Source organism: Micrococcus porci (assembly GCF_020097155.1).
Taxonomy (GTDB): Bacteria; Actinomycetota; Actinomycetes; order Actinomycetales; family Micrococcaceae; genus Micrococcus; species Micrococcus porci.
Genome location: NZ_CP083691.1, coordinates 334,499 through 353,142, shown reverse-complemented (window position 1 = coordinate 353,142; position 18,644 = coordinate 334,499). Strand labels below are relative to the sequence as shown.

The following is an 18,644-nucleotide window of genomic DNA, read 5'->3' as shown; positions in this document are numbered from 1 at the left end:
GGGACGGGGTGGTGGTCGTGGATCCGCTGGCGTCGGCGTCGGAAGGCGAAGGGGTGGCCCGTGCGGTGCGTCCGAACGTGGTGTTGCGGTACTGGGTGGAAGAGTCTGGCGGAGGTGTGGGGGTGGGGGCTCCGCGGGAGTTGTTCGCGGAGCATGCGTTGCGGGGGGAGATCGTGGTGCTGGACTACGCGGCCGGGCGGACACGGTCGGGATTGCCGGTGCGACGTCATCACGTGGTGGTGCGGGCCGGTGACAGGCTGGTGCACTCCTTCCGCTGGTATGTCGGGGCTGCGCGGGAGGTGTTTGAGGTGACGCTCACTTTCGATGAGGAGTGGTTGCCCCACCGGTTGTGGGAGCCCGTGGCGGAGGCGGTGCGGTCAGCACGCGCCCCGTTGGCTGGCGAGGTTGATGTGCCGGCTGTGGTGCCGGGAGCGTGGGATGAGCGGCCGGAGACCGTGGTGGTGGAGAGTGGGCCCGGTCTCGATGTCGCTGAGTCTCTGGTGGAGGGGCTCGAGGTGATCTCGGCGTCGCGGAAGCGGTGGCGGTCGTGGTCTGAGGCTGACGAGGTAGAACAGGCGGTGGTGCGTTCGATGGCGCCGACGTTGTCCGCACGGGGTGGGTTGCGCGGTCGGCGGACGGAGGTGGATGTCTACGCGGTGCTGGATGAGGCGGTGGTGGTTCGTCGGCGGTGGTGGGGGGACCAGGGCACGGAGATCATCGAGCGTGAAGTGTTGCGGGTGCCCGGAAGGGTGGCGCCGTGGGCGATGTTCGTGGGGATGGACGTCCGTGCGGGGTGGATGCGTGAGGTGTCCGCGCGCAGGCCGGTGGACGCGGAAGCACGGAGCTCGGACGCGGAGTGGGAAGTGATTGCGGGTGGGGAGCGGGCGCTGGGGCTGTTGCATGGTCCGCGGGACGTGTGGGCAGTGAGCACGGGTGGGGGAGGTCTCGTGGCGGAGTGGTGGCAGTTACCGGGTGAGGGACTGTTGGGTGTTTTCAGGGACGCGGACTCGGCGCAGATGATGGTGGGACCAGTCGATGGCTGGACGATCTATCTTCTGGTCTTGGAGGCGTGGTTGGCCTGAAGCAGAACGTGAATCGCACTGGTTCTGATGGAGGCCCTGGTCATTTGATTTCAACTAGGGCGTACTGGCCCTGCTGGGTAGCGTAGAACCTCTCTTCGAACTCGGTCAGCGGAAGGTCGTCGAGGTAGCCGTGGAGACGCTGGTTGTTGTGCCAGTGGACCCACCCGAGGGTGGCAAGTTCGACGTCATCGGTGGTGCGCCACGGCCCTGGTCGGGCTGGGCCGCGGATGAGCTCGGCCTTGTCATAGCCGTTCACGGTCTCGGCCAGGGCGTTGTCATAGCTGTCGCCGACGGTCCCGATCGACGGTGTCGCTCCGATCTCGGCGAGGCGTTCGCCGTAGCGAATGGAGGTGAATTGAGACCCCGCGTCGCTGTGACAGCGCAGGTCCTCGTGGCGAGCGCCGCGGGACCAGCGGGCCATCTCGATCGCGTCGAGGACCATCTCGGTGCGCATGTGTGACGCGCACCGCCACCCTACGATCATCCTGCTGAACGCGTCGATGATGAAGCAGACGTACGCGACGCCGGCCCACGTCGGCACGAACGTCAGGTCGGTGACCCAGAGCCGGTTCGGGGCAGGCGCGGTGAACTCCCGCTTCACGAGGTCCGGGTGCCGCGCCGAGGCCGGGTCCGGCCGGGTGGTCTTGACCCTCTTCGACCGTCGCGCACCCTCGATGCCTGCTGCGCGCATCAGCCGGGCGGTCTGGTCTCGGCCGATCATGATCCCCGCCCGGCCGGCGGCTTTCCAGAGCTTGCGGATTCCATAGACGCGGTAGTTGGTCTCCCAGAGCTCGACCAGCTGCGGGATCAGCTCCTCGTCCCGCGCCGCGCGAGCCGAGGGGGTGCGGGTCTTGGCTGCGTAGTAGCTGCTCGGAGCCACCTGCAGCAGCCTGCAGATGAGCTCGACTCCGAGCCGGCGACCGTCGACCAGGTCATCCTTGTTCTCGTCGATGAACGCGACTACTTCCGGTAGTGGCGGTCGAGCTCCGCCCCGAAGAAAGACGCAGCACGCTTGAGGACCTCGTTGGCCCGCCGCAACTTCCGGACCTCCTGCTCCAGTTCACGCACCCGCTGCGCCTCAGCGCTGCTCACGCCAGAGGTGACGCCGTCGTCGATGTCGGCGTGCTTGACCCACATCCGCACGGACTCGACCCCGTATCCAAGCTGCGTCGCGACCCGCTGCACAGTCCCATGCTCGGTCCCCAGCTCGGCACGCAGCGTCCGCACCATCCGGACCGCCGCGGCCTTCTCCTCCGGCGAATACCGACGCGTCGTCGGCTTCCCCGCTGTCTGCTCTTTCGGCATAACTCCATCCTCGTTTCCAAGGTCAGGAGTCTCCAACAAACCCAGGGCGCTTCAAAGGTCTTGAAGAGCGCTGAGATGGAAGTCCTTGCCGTCACCGAGACCCGTGATGAGCACGAGATCAGAACTCTCATTGATGATTATCGAGGTGCACTCGAGCGCGCCAGCCTAATGCGTGACGTGGGTGGAGAGCGCGACTGGGCTCAGGAGTCGGAGGCGAACGCCCGGATGCTTGCCGAACGTCTCCGAGCCCTCGGAGTCAATGTCGATGACTTGCCCGATGAGTGAGCGACCTATGCGTCTCGAGACGCCTCATCGCCCGCCCGGATCAAGCCGTCACCAGCCGCGCGGGGTCACTCCGATACCGGAAAACCCCTTAGGGGTAACGATGTCCCGCTCCCGCTTGATTGGGCGCTTGCCCTGAGCGGCGCGCTCCGCGTCCTCAGCGGCTTCCCGGGCCGCTTCTTCTGCGAACCTTTTCTCATCTTCAAGGCACTGACGCTCGAACTCTTCAGCGAAGCGGCGAAACTCCTCGCGCTCCTCTGGGGTCTTGCGCGCATCTATCTTTGCCTGGATGGCGCGCCCGCGTTCGCGCGACCAGTCGCTGTACGCCAGGGCTTCCTCTCCGGTCATGGGGTTGCCCGCGGCTTCCCGTTCTTGGAGGTACTTGGCCATGGCGTCTGGGGTGGTCGGGTAGGTCTCGAAGTCGTACTCGGGCATGGTGTGCCTTCCTGAGCAAGTGACCGTGGATGGTGATGGTAGAGGCACACTAAGCCGCCACAGGCGGAAGGCAAAAGAGTAAGGCGCGCCCTCGCAGTCAGTAGAAGGGCCCGCCTCCCCGGAACGGTGAAGAGGTTCCGTGGAAGCGGACCATCAGGCTCGCGGGGATCAGCCGCGTCGACGTCCTCGCGCGGCGGCCACAAGGCCTGCTATCAGAGCCGCGGGCAGACCGGGCAGGAAGAAGCCGATGAACCCCGCGTAGACGGCGCCGATGAACATGTTCTCCACGGACCCGCCATCGGTGAGCCCGGCGACGGCTCCGATGATGACGCCGCCGACAGCGCAGATGGCGAGCACGAGCAGGCCCACCTTCACAGGGGACGGCCCGGCCAGGTGTGGGGTAGGGGTCTGGGTCATGCGGTGACTCCTTGAAATCAGAAGGCGGAGAGAGGTGAGGGGTGAGGGGTGAGGACTGTTCAGTCCTGGATGGGGTTAGCCGAGAGGACCCCGGTAGAGGGGTCCCAGTGCACGGCCAGATTCCCGCCGACGACCCCGGAGGGCAGGACCGTGCCCGGGGCGAGTTCTTCGGTGGTCGGCTCGGCGCCGGGGCGGGCGTCCACGAGCAGAGTGGGGCCCTCAGTGGTGGTCCCGAAGGCCCGGCCCTGGTCGGTCACGGCGATCAGGTCGACGGCCTTCTCGTCTTCGCCGCCACCGATACAGGTGACCTTGTGGTCCGGGGAGATGACGGCCCCGTAGGAGACGTTCCAGTCACCGTTGGGGCTGGACACCATCGGCTTGTAGAAAGCCCCGGCCCCGCACTTGGGGCGTGCGTACTCGGTGCCCGTGGCCGCGTCGACGAGGACGTTCGTCTTCTCCACGCCGAACTGCCCCTCGATCAGGAGCAGGTCCGTGGTATTCGCGGCGGCGACGGCCGCGTTCGTGTACTGGGGCTCGTCCCAGAAAGCCTCGCTAGACCAGGTGTCCGTGCCGATGACCTCGTCCTTGGAGGTGATGACGGTGTCCCCGACGGCCCCGGCCATGTCGACGTCCTCAAGGGTGCGGATTGCCCCGTCGGGAGTGATGACCTCGGAGCCGCCGTCGGGGCTCGCCAGGCTGAGCCCGGGTGCGGTGGGGTTGGCCGTGTTCGTGACAGCGTCGAGAGTGTGTTCGGCGACGGTGCTCCCGTCGGCCAGGTCTACGACCTGAACCTGCGTCTGCGGCTTGGACTGGGCCAGGCCGCTGTTGTCGCTGGAGCCGGTGGTGACGAGCCCGATCACAGTGGGAGACATGGGCACGATAGCGGGAGGGGTCTGGGAGTCCCGAGTCAGCCGCCAGACTTCCTGTCCCTGGGGGTCGTAGGCCACGGTCTCGGTGGCGGTGTGCAGGAGGACACGGTTGCCGTAGACGTGAGCCTTGGCGAGGGCGATGGTGTCGATCTCAGGCTTGATGGCCCAGGTGGCAGGGCCGAATGCCCTGGCCGTCTTGGGTCCGCCGACCGCAGGTTCAGAGGCGGACGACGAGGGCGAATCGCTAGTCGTGGCGGCACTCGTCGGCGCGGCTGTGGAAGAGGTACCCGTGCTTGAGAGGGCCGGGGCGGGTGTGGTGGTTCCGCAGGCGGTGAGGGCCAGGGCGAGGAGTGCGCCTGTGGTTAGGGTGCCGTGGTGGCGGGACATGGTGGGCCCTTCGTGGTGGCGAATGACGGTCCCCCTGGGACGGGGGTCGGGGTCATCCTGACATCGAACACACGTTCGGTACAACATCTTGTGCTGACAGGGGGGTCGCTAGTCCCGTTCCGTACCGTGAGTGCGCACCCCACCCGAACCCGACATGGCCCGCCTGGCGCGCGCGTTCAAGGTGCACAAGGCCAACTCCGGCATGACCTACGACCAACTTGCCGAAGCCACCGGCCTCGCCCGCCAAACCCTCCTCAACCTCGCCGCAGGCCGCACCTACGGCGACCTCCGCACCTGGCTCATCCTCGCCAAGGTGTGGGGAGTCACCCTCGACGATCTCACTGCCGCCGCCTGGAGGGGGCATGCGGGCGGATGAAGAACGCGAAGGCCGGCGGTCGAGGCGCGTCGATGTCTTGCCGATACAAAGAGAGCCTCAGCATGTGCCGAGGCCCTCTGCGTGCAGGCGATTAGTCGCTAGGACCAGCGCGTTCCTGCTGCTTTCCCTTTAGGGAAGTGCTCATGGCGCAAGGCGTCTATTGGTCTCAAATAGAAAATAAGGCGCCTCTCGCCTATCGCATCATCTACGTAGGGGGATAACGTCCGCCATGGGTGCCCGCAGGTCGCGCTTGAACCCTGTCCAGTGTTCAACGAGACGGTGGGGCACTCCGGTTGACTGTGCCACGCCCTCCAGGTTCTCACCGAACGCGCGGGCGGTCGCCTGCTGGATAAGCAAGGAACGCTCTGCGGCCACAGGCACGGGTTCGTTATACCGCCATCCCTGAGACGAGATTTGGATGTAGAGGCTCCGTGCCCGGGACTTGGAGATGATGCCAAGACTTTCGGCTCTCTTCACGAGGGCCCCTACGCTAACGCCGTAGTCTGCTTTGATCGCCAGGTATCCATGCAGGGTCAGGGACTCAGTTACGCGCTTCTTCATCACATTAGCAGGAATGAGCATGGCGCCCGCAAAGCGGAAGGCGCGCTCTTCTTCGGGGCTCTTAGTGCTCCGCCAGGGGGTGGAGACGTCACGGTCGTAGATGACGTGCCCCAGTTCGTGCATCATGGTCATTCGGGAGACCTCGGGGGGTTGCTTGCTCACCGTTGCAATGAGAGGCCGATTGACCTGCACAGATGGCTTGGATATGCCATGGTGCTTGCCGTCATCTCCGGCATCCGGCACAAGGTTGTGGACAACACCGACCCCAAGGCGCTCGGCGGCTCGAGTCGCGTTCAGGAGAGGGTCTTCTGAGTCCAGGCCAAGGATGGAACGAATATTGGATGCGGTCTCTTCCGCATCTTCATCTACGGCCTCGGTAATGTTCAACTCGCGGTAGCCGGATTTTTCCGACGACTGGTAGAAGAGCCGGGCCGCTTCGTCGAAAACTGCCAAGATTTTTCGTTCCTCCTTCACCGCGGCTGTCGAACTCTTTCGGAAGGTAGGATTTCCCGCGTCTGTCACGTTCGGCGGGACAGAAAAGAACTCAATGGGCACCTCGAACTCACTCGCGGCCGCGATTGCCAGGTCTCGGGGAAGAGGCTTGGCGCCACTTTCGATCCGCGAAATGAATGCCTGCCCGACTCCTAGTGTCCTGGCCAACTCGGCCTGAGTCACCGACTCCAGATTGCGGAGAGCGAGTAGGCGCTCACCGCGCAGTTCCTCATGCGCCAAAGAGTCCATTCATACCATCGCCTTCGTTGTCTGCTCGATCAATATGAGCGAACAGATTCTCGTTCTGATCGTCACCCTCATAGGAGAGGCGACTGAATAGGGTGCCGCCAGGCTGGACCTGGAACTCCATGTCGACCGGGACCGCCCGCCCGTAGACGCCAGGCTCCAGAGGGTGCACGACCCGGACCTGGATGTCCCCGTCTGTGGTCATGTCCCAAAGCAGGAGAAGGATGATCTCGTCGATGGCTTCTTGTGTGCTGGGGTCGCCGGACAGGGTGAAGGGGAGGGGGGACTGGGACCATGCCTCACGGCGGGCGGCGTTGTGTCCGGCCACCGGAACACCGCCGGGGTATGACCGGCGCCGCTCGCGCAGAAATCGCATTTCGATGCCCGCGGCGGGGTTGACCAGGAGGGTCTGTGCCTGCATCGCCGGGTTGCCCGCGATGTGCCAGCCGGGCCCGAGCCCCTGGTTGATCCAGTGTTCTCGAGCACCGATACGGGTCGCCATCGAGCGGAAGGCGGGGTAGTTGTCTCGGTTTGGGACCGTCCGCATGATGCGATCTGCCATTTCAACGCCTGCGGCCACGCCCTCGAAGATCGGAGTGGCGACACGGCTCAGGTGGCCTTCAACAGTGGCGCGGGTTGCACTCGGGGGCATATCTTTCCCTCTCCTAGACGGCATGGGAATAATATTACCCTAGATGCAACGTCATCGCCAGGGGTGCCAGTCGCAAGCCCTCGTCGTGGCAAGCGTCTTCCCAGATGTGGAGATGGCCGTCGAGGCGCTTCGGGGTTAGCTCACGCGAGACGCCCGATCTGGTTGAGCGGCTTAGGGCATGTCTGACAATCGTTTGGACCACGCGAGCACAGCGTTCAACACCACGGCAGCCCGGTAGACGATGGAGTACTTGTCGTACCGGGTGGCCAGGCCCCGCCACTGCTTCAGGTGCGCGTATCGGCGCTCGATCACGTTGCGGCCCTTGTAGGCGGTCGCGTCCAGGCCCACGGGCCTACCACCGCGGGGGCCGCGGCGTCTGCGGTGGCCTCGCTGATCTGCCGGCTCGGGGATGACGGCCCTGATCCGGCGGGAGCGCAGGTGGGCGCGGATCGCCCTGGAGGAGTAGGCCTTATCGCCTAAGACTGCGTCCGGGCGGGTTCGGGGCCGACCTGCCGGCCGGGTCACACGCAGCTGTTCCAGCAGCGGCAGCAGCATGGGCGAGTCCCCTGCTTGGCCAGGGGTGATCAGGCTGACCAGTGGCAGCCCTGCACCGTCGACGAGCTGGTGGATCTTCGTGCTCAGCCCGCCACGGGAGCGCCCGATACCGTGATCGGCGGGCTCTTCACGCAGATTCTTGTAGTTCGATCCAGCCCCCTGTGAGGCGCGTGGTGTTCGTCGCGTGCTGATGTGCCCGGGCGATCGTGGAGTCCACCGCCACCGACCAGTCGATAAGGCCTTCAGCGTCAGCAGCCGCTGTGAGGGTCGCCAACACCGTGTCCCAGGTGCCTTCTTCGGCCATGCGCCGATGCCAGGTCCACACGGTCTGCCAGGGACCGTAGACCTCGGGCAGATCACGCCACGGAATCCCGCACCTGTACCGGTAGATGATCGCCTCGACCATCGTGCGGGCATCGGCGAAGGGTCGGCCCTGTCGGCCCGTGCGGGCTGGGAGCATCGGGGCGATCAGTTCCCACTGGGCATCGGACAGCGTCTGGAAGCGGGACATGCCTTCCAGGGTGCCAGCTGGCCCTGGATCCATTCTCAGACACGCCCTAGGTGTGATGTCCAGGGACGTTGTTGTGTGAACAGCTGACAGGCGAAGGCCTCCTGTTGCGAGAGTGGAGTTGTCAAGAAACCGCTCACGCGAACAGAAGGCCTTCATGTCCCACGCTAACGCCGCCCTGACCCCTCGCGCCCGCCTACGCCTGGCCAAGCTCATCGTCGAGGAGCACTGGCCGGTCGCCACCGCGGCCAAGATGTTCATGGTCTCCCCACCCACCGCCCGCAAATGGGCCACACGCTTCCGGGCCGAGGGACCTGCAGGCATGGTCGACCGGTCCAGCCGGCCGTCCACGATGCCGACCAGAACACCGCCGGCGGTGGTGAAACAGATCGTGGCCGCCCGATGGCGCCGACGCCTGGGGCCGGCACAGATCGCCTCAGAACTCGGGATACCGGCCTCCACCGTCCATGCCGTGCTCGTGCGCTGCCGGATCAACCGCCTCGCCCGTCTGGACCGGGTCACCGCCGAGCCGATCCGCCGCTATGAGCACCCCCACCCCGGCTCGCTGATCCACGTCGACGTCACCAAGTTCGGACGCATCCCCGACGGGGGCGGACACCGATTCGTCGGGCGCCAGCAGGGCATGAAGCACCGCGCGGCGACCTCGGACCGCGAAGGAACCCGTGATGCCCGATACCAGCCCCGGCTCGGGGTGGGCTTTCTGCACACCGTGATCGATGATCACTCCCGCTTCGCCTATGTCGAGATGCACTCCGATGAACGCAGCCAGACCGCCATCGCGGTGTTGCGCCGCGCGGTCGCCCACTTCGCGCGCCTGGGCGTGGAGGTGGAGCGGGTGCTCTCGGACAACGGCTCGGCCTACCGCTCGCATGCCTGGCGTGATGCCTGCACCGAGCTCGGGATCAAGCCCAAGCGGACTCGGCCCTACCGGCCGCAGACGAACGGGAAGATTGAGCGCTTCCACCGCACGCTCGCCGACGGCTGGGCATACGCCCGCTTCTACGGATCCGAATCCGAACGCCGATCCGCGTTACCCGGCTGGCTCCACTTCTACAATCATCACAGGCACCACTCCGCGATCGGAGCCCCACCCATCAGCAGAATCGACAACAACCTGCCTGGACATCACACCTAGGGGACTGCCGCCGGGGCCGAACTCGGCGCTCACCCGGCGCTCTCTTTCACCCCAGAGACCGCATGGGCTCTCACCGCGGTAGTACTGACGGTCGGCGCATTCCCGCTTCTGGCACGTCTACGCTTGGGGCCCCTAGCTGTTCGGCGGAGAAGTCAAGATGGGCCCGAGTCGAACAGCGGGTTTAGGTGTACTGACCGGACACGTTGATCGAAGACTCAGGCGAAGAGTTGCCGAGCGGCGCGGCGGGCGAGGCGGAACGGCGCCGTCAAACCCTGTGTGTTATGGGGTGGGTACGGGGGGTGTGGGCTGGGTGGTGAGGATGTCGATGACGAAGAGCAGGTCCCCGGCCGGGAATGGGGCGTTGTCGCCCAGTTCGGCTTCGGTGCCGTAGGCCTGATCTACGGGCACGGAGAGCACTACCCGGGAGCCGGTCCTCTTACCGATCAGTCCTTTCTGCCACCCCTTGATGACGTTGTCCAGCACAAACCGGGCCGGGGCGCCGCGCTGGTAGGAGGAGTCGAATACCTGAGCATCAGCCCATCGCATCCCGAGGTGGTGGACGATCACGGTGTCCCCGGCCTGGACGGGTTCACCCCCGCCTTGGATCAGGTACTCAGCGACCAGCTCGTCCGGTACCTGTCCCTGGGGCGGGCCCACGACCGGGGCCCCGGTCTCATCTTCGGTGATCGGTGGCAGTCCATCCGGAACCGGGCTGGTCTTCCCCTCGATAGTGGTGGGGATCTTCTGGGCCACCTCGTAGATCTCCACCGCCGTGGACTCATCCCCGGCCGCCCCGGCGGTCTGAGGCGAGGAATACGCCAGCATCGTGCCCTCTTGGGCTTGGAGCAGTGCCTCGTGGAGTTCAGGTACTTGGGCTTTGAACTGGTCATCAAGCGCGATGACCTGGCCGGGGCCCCCGGCGAAGGGCGCCTCGATGGGTGTGCCGTCCGAGCCTTTGAACAGGTCCATCTTCAACACGATCGCATCCCCGGCATCCAGCTCTGCCCCCGTGCCGGCTCGCAGCTGCCGGATGCTCACTTCCTCGACCGCCACGGGTGTCTGGAACTTCACGGACCGGCCCTGAGCCTGCCCGGTCACCTCTTCCACCTGCACTGAATCCAAGGGAGAGGACGGGGCGCACCCGGTCAACCCGGCGGACAACATCAGCACGGTCAGAGCAAGGGGCAGCAACGGGCGCATGGATTCTCACCTCGAGCATCTCGGGTCGGGCATCTGAGCTGTGGGGATCTACGAGTAGGCATCTCGGATCGGTGCTGGCGCCGGTGAGCCGGTTCTGAGTTCGCGTCAGACCGGCACTTGGGCTAGCACGAGGCGGCGGGCCTGGACTCATCGAGGAGGTCCAGGCCCGCCGTGATGAAGAAGATCAGCGGCGCACGTTGGTGCTCACCGGCAGGCTGCCCGTGCCGGGCTTGGTGCCCTGCAGGGTGGAGGCGATGCCCACCCGGGTGTTGCAGTCGATGGCCTGGTAGTGCAGGTGCGGACCGGAGGAGGCTCCGGTGTTGCCCGACCAGGCCACCACGCGGCCCTGGGGAACGGAAGCGCCGGCCCGGTAGAGCGCGCGATCCAGGTGGGCGTAATGGGTGCACTGGCCGTTGGAGTGGCGGATGAGCATCTCGACCCCGTTCTGCCAGTACGGGGACTGCCCGGAGGCGTGCACCGTGCCGGCCTGAGCGGCGGAGACCTCGTACTGGTTGGGCAGGGCGAAGTCCTAGGTGTGATGTCCAGGGAGGTTGTTGAGCCTGCTGGCAGGTGCGGCTCCGATCGCGGAGTGGACTCGGTGATGATTGTAGAAGTGCACCCACCCAGGCAACGCGGCCCTGCGTTCGGTCTCTGAGCCGTAGAACTTGGCGTAGGCCCACCCGTCAGCGAGCGTGCGATGGAACCGCTCGATCTTCCCGTTCGTCTGCGGTCGGTAGGGCCGAGTCCGCTTGGGCTTGATCCCGAGCTCGGTGCAAGCATCCCGCCAGGCATGCGAGCGGTAGGCCGAACCGTTGTCCGAGAGCACCCGCTCCACCTCCACGCCCAGCTGCGCGAAGTGAGCGACCGCGCGGCGCAGCACCGCGATGGCGGTCTGGCTGCGTTCGTCGGAGTGCATCTCGACATACGCGAAGCGGGAGTGGTCATCGATCACGGTGTGCAGGAAGCCCACCCCGAGCCGGGGCTGGTATCGGGCATCACGGGTTCCTTCTCGGTCCGAAGTCGCCGCGCGGTGCTTCATGCCCTGCTGACGCCCGACGAATCGGTGCCCGCCCCCGTCGGGGATGCGTCCGAACTTCGTGACGTCAACGTGGATCAGCGAGCCGGGGTGGGGGTGCTCATAGCGGCGGATCGGCTCGGCGGTGACCCGGTCCAGACGGGCGAGGCGGTTGATCCGGCAACGCACGAGCACGGCATGGACGGTGGATGCCGGCATCCCGAGTTCTGAGGCGATCTGCACGGGCCCCAGGCGCCGGCGCCATCGGGCGGCCACGATCTGTTTCACCACCGCAGGCGATGTTCTGGTCGGCATCGTGGCCGGCCGGCTGGACCGGTCGACCATGCCTGCAGGTCCCTCGGCCCGGAAGCGTGTGGCCCATTTGCGGGCGGTGGGTGGGGAGACCATGAACATCTTGGCCGCGGTGGCGACCGCCCAGTGCTCCTCGACGATGAGCTTGGCCAGGCGTAGACGGGCGCGAGGGGTCAGGGCGGCGTTAGCGTGGGACATGAAGGCCTTCTGTTCGCGTGAGCGGTTTCTTGACAACTCCACTCTCGCAACAGGAGGCCTTCGCCTGTCAGCTGCTCACGCAACAACGTCCCTGGACATCACACCTAGGCGTACTGGTTGTACGCCCCGGTGTGCGAGTAGTTCCCGAAGTTCCCCTGGGTGACCCGGTAGGACTCCCCGGAGGGGTAGGGCAGCTTGTAGTCGGCGGCGGAGGCGGCGCCGGCGCCCAGGGTGGTCAGTGCGGCGGCGGCGGTCACTGCCGCTCCGACCCGGCGGAGGGTGCTGATGACGGGCATCTGAGGGTTCCTTCCTGATGGTGCCGATGACTTCGGCACCATCAGGCTGGCACGCGGCCGGGGATCCGCCTATGGACCTTTGTCCCGTTCATGGTGGACTTTTCTCCAGACTTTCCCGGCCAGGAGCAACGGGGCTGCCCTGCGTTGCTGATGGCCACGGGCTGGTCTCCGTGAGAGTGCGCCCAATCGCAGTGCGCCGATATTCGGACGGGCTGATCCCGACGACGTCGGTGAACTGCCGTGCGGCATGCCCACGGCTGCGCCACCCGACTTTTGTCATGGCGACGCCGATTGGAAGATCAGTCTCGACCAGGAGCTCAGCCAGCCGATGGGCCCGAATGTGAGCCAGGTACCGCATGGGCGGCATCCCGAATCGTTGTGTGAACGCTCTGCCCAGCTGTGACGCCGAGAGGTGAACCAGCGCGGCAAGGTCCCGGAGCCGCCAATCCCGTTGAGGTGCTTCTGCGAGCAGCCGCGCTGCCAGTTCTGTGGATGTTTCACCGGAACGGTGCTCCGTGGCACTCCTAGCTGTTGACGTGTAGCGGCAGGCCTGGTGCCGCGCAGCGATGGTCATCGACGGCGCCTGCTCGACTTCACCTGCTGCGTCTGCGCACGGTGTGCAGGCGGTGGAGAACCGGTGGTCTTGAACAAGTCCACCCATGCCTCGACGGGCATGTCCTTCGGGAGTCCTGCAGCGGTCATGTCGTGGCGTGTCAGCCACGCCTGTGCGGTCTGTGGTGACCCGAGTGAGGTGGTGCGCGCGAGGATCTGGGCCAGCCCGCGGCCGGGGCCGGTGTAGACGCGGTGGAGCAGGGCATGGAACTGGCGTCGCCGTGTCGGGGACAGCAGCGGATGTTCGCGACGGTGGATGGTGAGGATTCCGCCGTCGACTCCCGGACGCGGGGTGAACGCGCGAGCGGGAACACGACTGTGCAGCGTGAACTCGAACCAAGGCGCCCATTGCGCCGTCATCATCGTGGCACCGCCGACGCCCGCTCTGCGCCGCGCGACTTCCCATTGCACGAGCACGATTGCATCGGTCCATGCCGGGGAGTGCAGGATGCGGCGCAGTATGGCCGTGGTCTGGTGAAACGGCAGGTTGCCGATGAGCACATGCGCAGATGTTGGAAGCCGGTAGGTCAGGAAGTCGTCGGCGACGACCGCCACGTGCGACGGGAGTCGTTGGGTCAAGCGTTGGGCGAGCCTGGTGTCGATCTCGACGGCTGTCACCGGTCGCCCGAGCTGGGCCAGCGGGGTGGTGAGTGCTCCGTCACCGGGGCCGATCTCGATGATCGGGCCCTCGGTGGCAGCCACGAGCCGTGTGATCGTGGCAATGGTGGATGGGTCAGTCAGGAAGTTCTGGCCGTGCTCATGACGGCCACCTCGATAGGTAGGCACTGTTTGCTCCGTGGTTATTGCGGAGCCGGGCACGCTGAAAGAGCCGCCCGGCCGTGATCACCGGGTGCGGGAGCAACAACCTGTGGAGGGTGCCCGCCGCTGTTAGCGGCTGCGCAGACGCAGCGAAGCAGTGCCGTAGAACAACATGCCCACCAGCGTAGGTGACCCCGCTGTCGGTCAGCGACTCAATATCCCGTCTCTGCCCAAAGACGCGGAGATCCGTATCAATGATGGCCAGTACGAATCCCGAGCTAACCCACGGCCGCAGAGCCTCGGCGTCATCGAGATTCGTTCCGTGAGAGACCTCGACAGATCTGCCACGCCTCTTGCAGATCGAGGTTGGGAGGCTGCCAGCTCACCTGAAGCGCCCTGGGTTTCGTTCCGATCCAACTGAAGGAGAATCGGAACATGCCCAAGAAGTACACCCCCGAGCTGCGTGAGCGCGCTGTGCGGATGGTCCTCGAGCGCCAAGTGGCCGAGGGAGGCCCTCGCTCACACTCGATCCGGGCTGTGGCCCCGCAGCTCCGCGTCGGCGAGGAGACCCTGCGCATGTGGTGCAACCGCCACGGCCACGAGATCACCCAGGCGCCGGCGGGAGAAGATCTGCAGCAGGAGAACAAGCGCCTCAAGCGCGAGCTTGCTGAAGCCAGGCGCGCGAACGAGATCCTTAAAGCCGCCTCGGCTTTTTTCGCAGCGGATGCTCGATGAGCCCCACGACGAGATGATCGCGTTCATCGACGAACACCGCGATCAATTCGGGGTCGAGGCCATCTGCCGTGTGCTCAACACGACGGAATGTGGGTTCATCACCTCCCGCGGCCTACCGCGCAGCGAAGACACGGCCCACCTCCGCGCGGGCGCTGCGAGATGCGATCCTCATCGAGGAACTCCGGCGGATCCACGCGGAGAACTACAGCGTCTACGGGGTCCGGAAGATGCACCACGCGATGGCCCGCGCCGGGTGGGAGATCGGCCGGGACCAGGTCGCCCGACTGATGAAGCTCGCCGGCGTGGAAGGGGTGCGGCGCGGACGTAAGCCGATCACCACGAGACCGACAGGCGAGCCGGATGCCCGCCCAGATCTGGTCGAGCGCCGCTTCACCGCGGAAGGCCCGCACCAGCTCTGGGTCGCAGACATCACCTACGTGCGCACGATCTCGGGGTTCTGCTTGAGTCGCTTTCATCACCGACGTGTACTCCCGGCGGATCGTGGGATGGGCGGTCTCGGGCAGCCTTCATACCGCGGGGCTGCCGTTGCTCGCCCTGGAGCACGCCCTCGTGAGCACCGGTGCAAGCCGTGGCCGCCAAGGCCTGGTGCACCACTCGGATCGCGGCAGCCAGTACGTCAGCTTGGCGTACTCGGACGCGCTCATCACCGCCGGGGTGACGGCTTCGGTAGGCACCGTGGGCGACTCCTACGACAACGCCCTTGCCGAGAGCGTGAACGGGCTCTACAAGGCCGAACTCATCCACTCCAAGCGGATCTGGGAGTCCGTGCAGGCGGTCGAACTGGCCACCATGGGGTGGGTGCACTGGTGGAACACGCAGCGTCTCCACGAAGCCCTCGGCTACCGCCCCCCAGCGGAGGTTGAGGCGGCTTACACTCACGATCAGGACCCAGCGCCCGTTGCGTCCTGACCTCGGAACGAAACCCAGGGCGCTTCATTCAGGGGCCTCTCGCAAAGAGGTGGTAGCCGAGGTGCGGCAGGACGCGGGAGCGCAGACCGTGGGGAACGTGGTCAGCACGATCGCGGTCTCTGCGGGGACGGGAGCCCTGGCCGGTTCGGTTCTTCCCGGTCTGGGGAATGTCGTGGGGTTCGCTGCCGGGGTTGTCTCGGGTGTCGCGATGGCGGTGCCCGTTGCCGACACCGATGGGGACGGGCAGAAAGATAGTGTCGCCGAGATGGCCGGCGATGTCGCCGAAGGCGCCTGGAACTGGATTCGAGGGAAGTGACGATGAGCGATCAAAACGCAGTCCTGGTGGAGTACGTGGATCCGGATGCGGTGTCGCTCCCTCTGCGGGTCAGGGCTCGGTCGGAGGTGTGGTTGCCGGCGTTCGTGGTCGCGGTGGTGTTGTGGGTGTTGTTCGTGATGATCCTGCTGGGGCTGCCGCCGGTGCTGTTCGAGGATCCCTCTGCGATGCTGGTCCTGTTCCGGTGGCTGGCGGTGGTGGGGTTCATTCCGTTGAGCGTGTACGTGGCGTACACATGGATGGCATGGCGGCGCCCTCGGCATCTGATGGTGGATGAGGAGGCGGTATGGACGGATTCCTGGCGTGTGGCGTGGTCGGATGTGGAGGCGATCTGGCTGAATCCGACTCATGGGCTGGCGCCGGACAAGAAGACGCAGGTGGGGTTTGCTGTTCATGAGCGGGCGTGGACGGATGAGCTGCGGCGGGGGAATCGGTGGGATTCGGGGTTCCCGTTCGGGTTGGGCGGGATGAAGCCGCGAGATGGAATGATCATGACGCAGTTCGCCACGGAGCCGCCGATCCAGTCGTTGTTGCCGTTGTTCGAGCGGTTGCGGGCGCGGGCGCATGGGCAGCCTCCGGAGCGAGAGAAGCTGTGGCCGGGGCAGGAGCCCTGGGATGGCTGGGTCGGCCCGTGGAGCTGAGGGAGGACGCGCCCGCCTCACGCAAGAGTCGTGTCGCCGCGGCAGTGACCGCTGCGGGGCTCGCTGTCGGTCTCGCTGCCTGCAGCACCGTTGCGTCCCAGGATGACGGCACCGAGTCGTCGTCTCCCAGACTGTCCCAGGTTCCGCAGGAGCCGATGCACACCGACGACCCACAGCAGAGCCTTGACACCCAGCAAGAACTCCTCGAGGAGCAGATGCCCGAGACCGCCGCGACCCTCGGCGCTTCCAGGGTGAAGACGCTTCGGCAGACCACCTGCACGGGTCAGTACGACCCTGAGACCATGGGGGAGTCCGTGCAATGGAGCGTCAACATCACCAGGGACATCGCTGACCTGGACGCCGCGAAGGACGCAGCCTCTCCTGTACAGCAGTATCTGGAACAGCATGGATGGAATCTGGACGTGGGTCCGGGTAAATATCCGGGGCCCATCACGACGATCTTCACCGGGACCCATGAGGGGTCGGGCCTGCAGCTGATCGCCGAGTACCGGACTGGCGGGAACGAGTCCCTGCTGGTCATCCGGGGTGGCGGCTCCTGTGTGGACATGCCGAAGGGCAACCAGATGGTCCGGTCCCATCTGGACAACGGGTTCGGGATTCCCCAGGCCGAGTACGACTGGGAGGCCGAGCGCCGCTCTCCGGACTACCAGGAATACTCCCTGCCCCCGGGCGAGAAGCCCGGTCCGGTCACGGAGGAGCCCGGCCCCGGTCGGTGATGCACGAAGGTTCCTGTCGGGTGAGCCATGACCAGCCAGGACGCCTTCGCCGATCAAGGACGTCCATCTCGTGATGAAGGTGCTGTAAGGGCAGGCGCGGGAGGCTGCGGGGCTGCCGGGTGTGAATCTGCGGATCTGTGACCCCGAACAGATGGCTCCGCTTCCCGGAGAGTTCTGGTGGGGCCGTTCCACGTAGCTTCGGGCGTCGAGTGGCCGGTTCTGCGTGGTGGGGCAGGGGAGTGGTCTTGGTGGGAAAACGTCGTCCTTAGCGTGGGAACGCCCGTCGGGAGTCTCTCCGGGATCCGCATGATCTAGCGGCCCAGGGGATCTTACAAACGGCCCACCACGGCACGTAGGCCCCGGATCCTCGGATCCGGGGCCTACGTCGTCTCCGGGCCCATGGCTGCCCCACACCCACTCGGCCGAAACCGACCCTCCGCCCTGGCGAACGGGCCCGGGAGGGTCGATCTCGGCCGAGTCAACGGCGGCCGGCTCAGTAGTGGTACGTGTCCGACGGCGCCGCCGCGCGGTTCTCCTGGTCCGGGATGTGGGCCAGCTGCACGCCGAACGCCGCGGCCAGGGCCTGGATCTTCTCTGCCCGGGCCTTGCGGGGCAGGTCCGAGCCGTTGCGGATCTGCCCGCCGGCGGCGGCGAACTCCTCGAGGAACTCCTGCGCCCACGCCAGCTCCTCCGGGGAGGGGCTCAGGCCCTCGTTGACGGCGGCGCACTGCTCGGGGGCCAGGCAGAGCTTGCCCGTCATGCCGAACTCCGTGGTCACGGCGGTCGCCTCGGCCAGCTTCGCGCCCGTGGAGCCCACGGTCGGCCCGTCGATCGCACCGGGCAGGCCGGTGGCCTTGGCCGCGATCGTGAACTGCGAGCGCGTGTACGCCAGCGCCATCGGCGACTCGCCCAGGCCGGTGTCGCGGCGGAAGTCGCCGATGCCGAACGCCAGGCGGAACGTGCCCTTCGCCGCCGCGATCGAGTCGATGCGCTGCAGGCCGCGCGCGGTCTCCACGAGCGCCACCACGGGCACGCCGGGCAGGCGGCGGGCGGTCTCGTTCACGTGGTCGGTGGACTCCACCATCGCCAGCATGACGCCGGCCAGCCCGCCCTCGGCAACCGGCCCGCCCAGGTGCGCGGGCAGGGCGGAGGCGAGCGCGTCGACGTCGTCCTCCCACCACTTGGAGCCGTAGCCGTTGAGGCGGACCCACGCGGTGTGCCCGGAGGTGAGCCACTCCACCGTGTCCGCGAGGGCCTTCGCCTTGTCCGCCGGGGCCACGGAGTCCTCGACGTCCAGGATCACGATGTCCGCGGCGGAGTCCTCGGCGGGCTGGAAGCGCTCGGGCTGCGCGGCGTTCACGAGCAGCCAGGAGCGGGCGAGCTCGGGGTCGATGCGCTGGCCGGGGGTCGGCTGGAACGGCTGGGTGGGCGAGGGGGAGAGGGTCACGGTCATGACGGGGCCTTCCGAGGGGGCGTGGGCGGCGCGCGGGCGGACGCGGGCCGATGGTCTGTGGCGCCGTGGGCGGCTCCGCGGGCAGGGTGCCTCGCGCGG

At 66.5% G+C, this 18,644-nt stretch carries 21 protein-coding genes, 1 pseudogene and 1 other annotated feature; of the genes and pseudogenes, 8 read left to right on the top strand and 14 right to left on the bottom strand.

Annotation, left to right across the window (positions count from 1 at the left end; all coding sequences use genetic code 11):
- Nucleotides 1-11: 11 nt before the first annotated feature.
- Complete coding sequence (locus tag KW076_RS01630; protein ID WP_224355917.1) at nucleotides 12-1,082, top strand: hypothetical protein; 1,071 nt, start codon at nucleotides 12-14, stop codon at nucleotides 1,080-1,082.
- A gap of 40 nt (nucleotides 1,083-1,122) precedes the next feature.
- Here KW076_RS01630 and KW076_RS01625 read toward each other — a convergent pair.
- Nucleotides 1,123-2,387 (bottom strand): IS3 family transposase gene (locus KW076_RS01625; RefSeq protein ID WP_224355916.1). Its coding sequence is split into 2 segments (ribosomal slippage): nucleotides 1,123-2,084 and nucleotides 2,084-2,387, totalling 1,266 coding nucleotides; the frame shifts between segments, so codons are not numbered across the junction.
- Nucleotides 1,954-2,088: a sequence feature (AL1L pseudoknot), on the bottom strand. It overlaps the preceding gene by 135 nt.
- A 75-nt stretch (nucleotides 2,388-2,462) precedes the next feature.
- Here KW076_RS01625 and KW076_RS01620 point away from each other — a divergent pair.
- Nucleotides 2,463-2,672, top strand: a complete 210-nt coding sequence (locus KW076_RS01620; protein WP_224355915.1) for a hypothetical protein — start codon at nucleotides 2,463-2,465, stop codon at nucleotides 2,670-2,672.
- A 48-nt stretch (nucleotides 2,673-2,720) separates the two neighbouring features.
- Here the strand turns inward: KW076_RS01620 and KW076_RS01615 are convergent, their stop codons facing one another.
- From KW076_RS01615 to KW076_RS01605, 3 genes are all read right to left on the bottom strand, one after another.
- The gene (locus KW076_RS01615; protein WP_210078838.1) at nucleotides 2,721-3,104 is read right to left on the bottom strand and encodes a hypothetical protein; all 384 of its coding nucleotides are present in this window, start codon (nucleotides 3,102-3,104) and stop codon (nucleotides 2,721-2,723) included.
- 168 nt (nucleotides 3,105-3,272) lie between these two features.
- Nucleotides 3,273-3,521, bottom strand: coding sequence for a hypothetical protein (locus KW076_RS01610; protein WP_224355914.1), 249 nt, complete (start codon nucleotides 3,519-3,521; stop codon nucleotides 3,273-3,275).
- 59 nt (nucleotides 3,522-3,580) lie between these two features.
- Nucleotides 3,581-4,393 carry a hypothetical protein gene (locus KW076_RS01605; RefSeq protein ID WP_224355913.1) on the bottom strand — a complete coding sequence of 271 codons (813 nt, stop codon included), beginning with the start codon at nucleotides 4,391-4,393 and terminating at the stop codon, nucleotides 3,581-3,583.
- 514 nt (nucleotides 4,394-4,907) lie between these two features.
- Between KW076_RS01605 and KW076_RS01600 the strand changes: the two genes are divergently transcribed.
- On the top strand, nucleotides 4,908-5,153 hold the full coding sequence (locus KW076_RS01600) for a helix-turn-helix transcriptional regulator (RefSeq protein WP_224355912.1): 246 nt from the start codon (nucleotides 4,908-4,910) through the stop codon (nucleotides 5,151-5,153).
- A 201-nt stretch (nucleotides 5,154-5,354) separates the two neighbouring features.
- Here the strand turns inward: KW076_RS01600 and KW076_RS01595 are convergent, their stop codons facing one another.
- The 3 genes from KW076_RS01595 to KW076_RS01585 form a co-directional block, all read right to left on the bottom strand.
- Nucleotides 5,355-6,455 carry an XRE family transcriptional regulator gene (locus KW076_RS01595; RefSeq protein WP_224355911.1) on the bottom strand — a complete coding sequence of 367 codons (1,101 nt, stop codon included), beginning with the start codon at nucleotides 6,453-6,455 and terminating at the stop codon, nucleotides 5,355-5,357.
- Nucleotides 6,436-7,104, bottom strand: coding sequence for a hypothetical protein (locus tag KW076_RS01590; protein WP_224355910.1), 669 nt, complete (start codon nucleotides 7,102-7,104; stop codon nucleotides 6,436-6,438). Before KW076_RS01590 ends, KW076_RS01595 begins: the two co-directional genes overlap by 20 nt.
- Before the next feature lie 171 nt (nucleotides 7,105-7,275).
- A protein-coding gene (locus KW076_RS01585; RefSeq protein ID WP_224355909.1) for an IS5 family transposase occupies nucleotides 7,276-8,170 on the bottom strand; the annotation gives its coding sequence in 2 pieces (ribosomal slippage) (nucleotides 7,276-7,818 and nucleotides 7,820-8,170; 894 coding nt in all).
- A 154-nt stretch (nucleotides 8,171-8,324) separates the two neighbouring features.
- Here KW076_RS01585 and KW076_RS01580 point away from each other — a divergent pair.
- Nucleotides 8,325-9,323, top strand: a complete 999-nt coding sequence (locus KW076_RS01580; protein WP_224355908.1) for an IS481 family transposase — start codon at nucleotides 8,325-8,327, stop codon at nucleotides 9,321-9,323.
- A gap of 279 nt (nucleotides 9,324-9,602) precedes the next feature.
- Here KW076_RS01580 and KW076_RS01575 read toward each other — a convergent pair whose 3' ends face one another.
- From KW076_RS01575 to erm, 6 genes are all read right to left on the bottom strand, one after another.
- Nucleotides 9,603-10,394, bottom strand: a complete 792-nt coding sequence (locus tag KW076_RS01575; RefSeq protein ID WP_224355907.1) for an FKBP-type peptidyl-prolyl cis-trans isomerase — start codon at nucleotides 10,392-10,394, stop codon at nucleotides 9,603-9,605.
- Between the two features lie 313 nt (nucleotides 10,395-10,707).
- Entirely contained in the window at nucleotides 10,708-11,043 is a 336-nt protein-coding gene (locus tag KW076_RS01570; protein WP_224356753.1) for a M23 family metallopeptidase, read from the bottom strand.
- 9 nt (nucleotides 11,044-11,052) lie between these two features.
- The gene (locus KW076_RS01565) at nucleotides 11,053-12,048 is read right to left on the bottom strand and encodes an IS481 family transposase (RefSeq protein ID WP_224355906.1); all 996 of its coding nucleotides are present in this window, start codon (nucleotides 12,046-12,048) and stop codon (nucleotides 11,053-11,055) included.
- Between the two features lie 104 nt (nucleotides 12,049-12,152).
- Complete coding sequence (locus KW076_RS01560) at nucleotides 12,153-12,344, bottom strand: hypothetical protein (RefSeq protein ID WP_224355905.1); 192 nt, start codon at nucleotides 12,342-12,344, stop codon at nucleotides 12,153-12,155.
- An 88-nt stretch (nucleotides 12,345-12,432) separates the two neighbouring features.
- The gene (locus KW076_RS01555) at nucleotides 12,433-12,918 is read right to left on the bottom strand and encodes a helix-turn-helix transcriptional regulator (RefSeq protein ID WP_224355904.1); all 486 of its coding nucleotides are present in this window, start codon (nucleotides 12,916-12,918) and stop codon (nucleotides 12,433-12,435) included.
- Nucleotides 12,915-13,742, bottom strand: coding sequence for a 23S ribosomal RNA methyltransferase Erm (erm, locus tag KW076_RS01550; RefSeq protein ID WP_224355903.1), 828 nt, complete (start codon nucleotides 13,740-13,742; stop codon nucleotides 12,915-12,917). The genes KW076_RS01555 and erm overlap by 4 nt, the downstream gene beginning before the upstream one ends.
- Nucleotides 13,743-14,150: 408 nt before the next feature.
- On the opposite strand from erm, the pseudogene KW076_RS01545 reads away from it, so the two are divergent.
- The 4 genes and pseudogenes from KW076_RS01545 (at nucleotide 14,151) to KW076_RS01530 (ending at nucleotide 17,092) form a co-directional block, all read left to right on the top strand.
- Nucleotides 14,151-15,380 (top strand): annotated as a pseudogene (locus KW076_RS01545) (IS3 family transposase).
- A gap of 97 nt (nucleotides 15,381-15,477) precedes the next feature.
- Complete coding sequence (locus KW076_RS01540; protein WP_224355902.1) at nucleotides 15,478-15,696, top strand: hypothetical protein; 219 nt, start codon at nucleotides 15,478-15,480, stop codon at nucleotides 15,694-15,696.
- A 2-nt stretch (nucleotides 15,697-15,698) separates the two neighbouring features.
- Nucleotides 15,699-16,355, top strand: coding sequence for a hypothetical protein (locus KW076_RS01535; RefSeq protein ID WP_224355901.1), 657 nt, complete (start codon nucleotides 15,699-15,701; stop codon nucleotides 16,353-16,355).
- A gap of 155 nt (nucleotides 16,356-16,510) precedes the next feature.
- The gene (locus KW076_RS01530) at nucleotides 16,511-17,092 is read left to right on the top strand and encodes a hypothetical protein (protein ID WP_224355900.1); all 582 of its coding nucleotides are present in this window, start codon (nucleotides 16,511-16,513) and stop codon (nucleotides 17,090-17,092) included.
- A gap of 493 nt (nucleotides 17,093-17,585) precedes the next feature.
- Here the strand turns inward: KW076_RS01530 and KW076_RS01525 are convergent, their stop codons facing one another.
- Nucleotides 17,586-18,545 carry an HpcH/HpaI aldolase/citrate lyase family protein gene (locus KW076_RS01525; RefSeq protein ID WP_224355899.1) on the bottom strand — a complete coding sequence of 320 codons (960 nt, stop codon included), beginning with the start codon at nucleotides 18,543-18,545 and terminating at the stop codon, nucleotides 17,586-17,588.
- Between the last annotated feature and the right edge of the window lie 99 nt (nucleotides 18,546-18,644).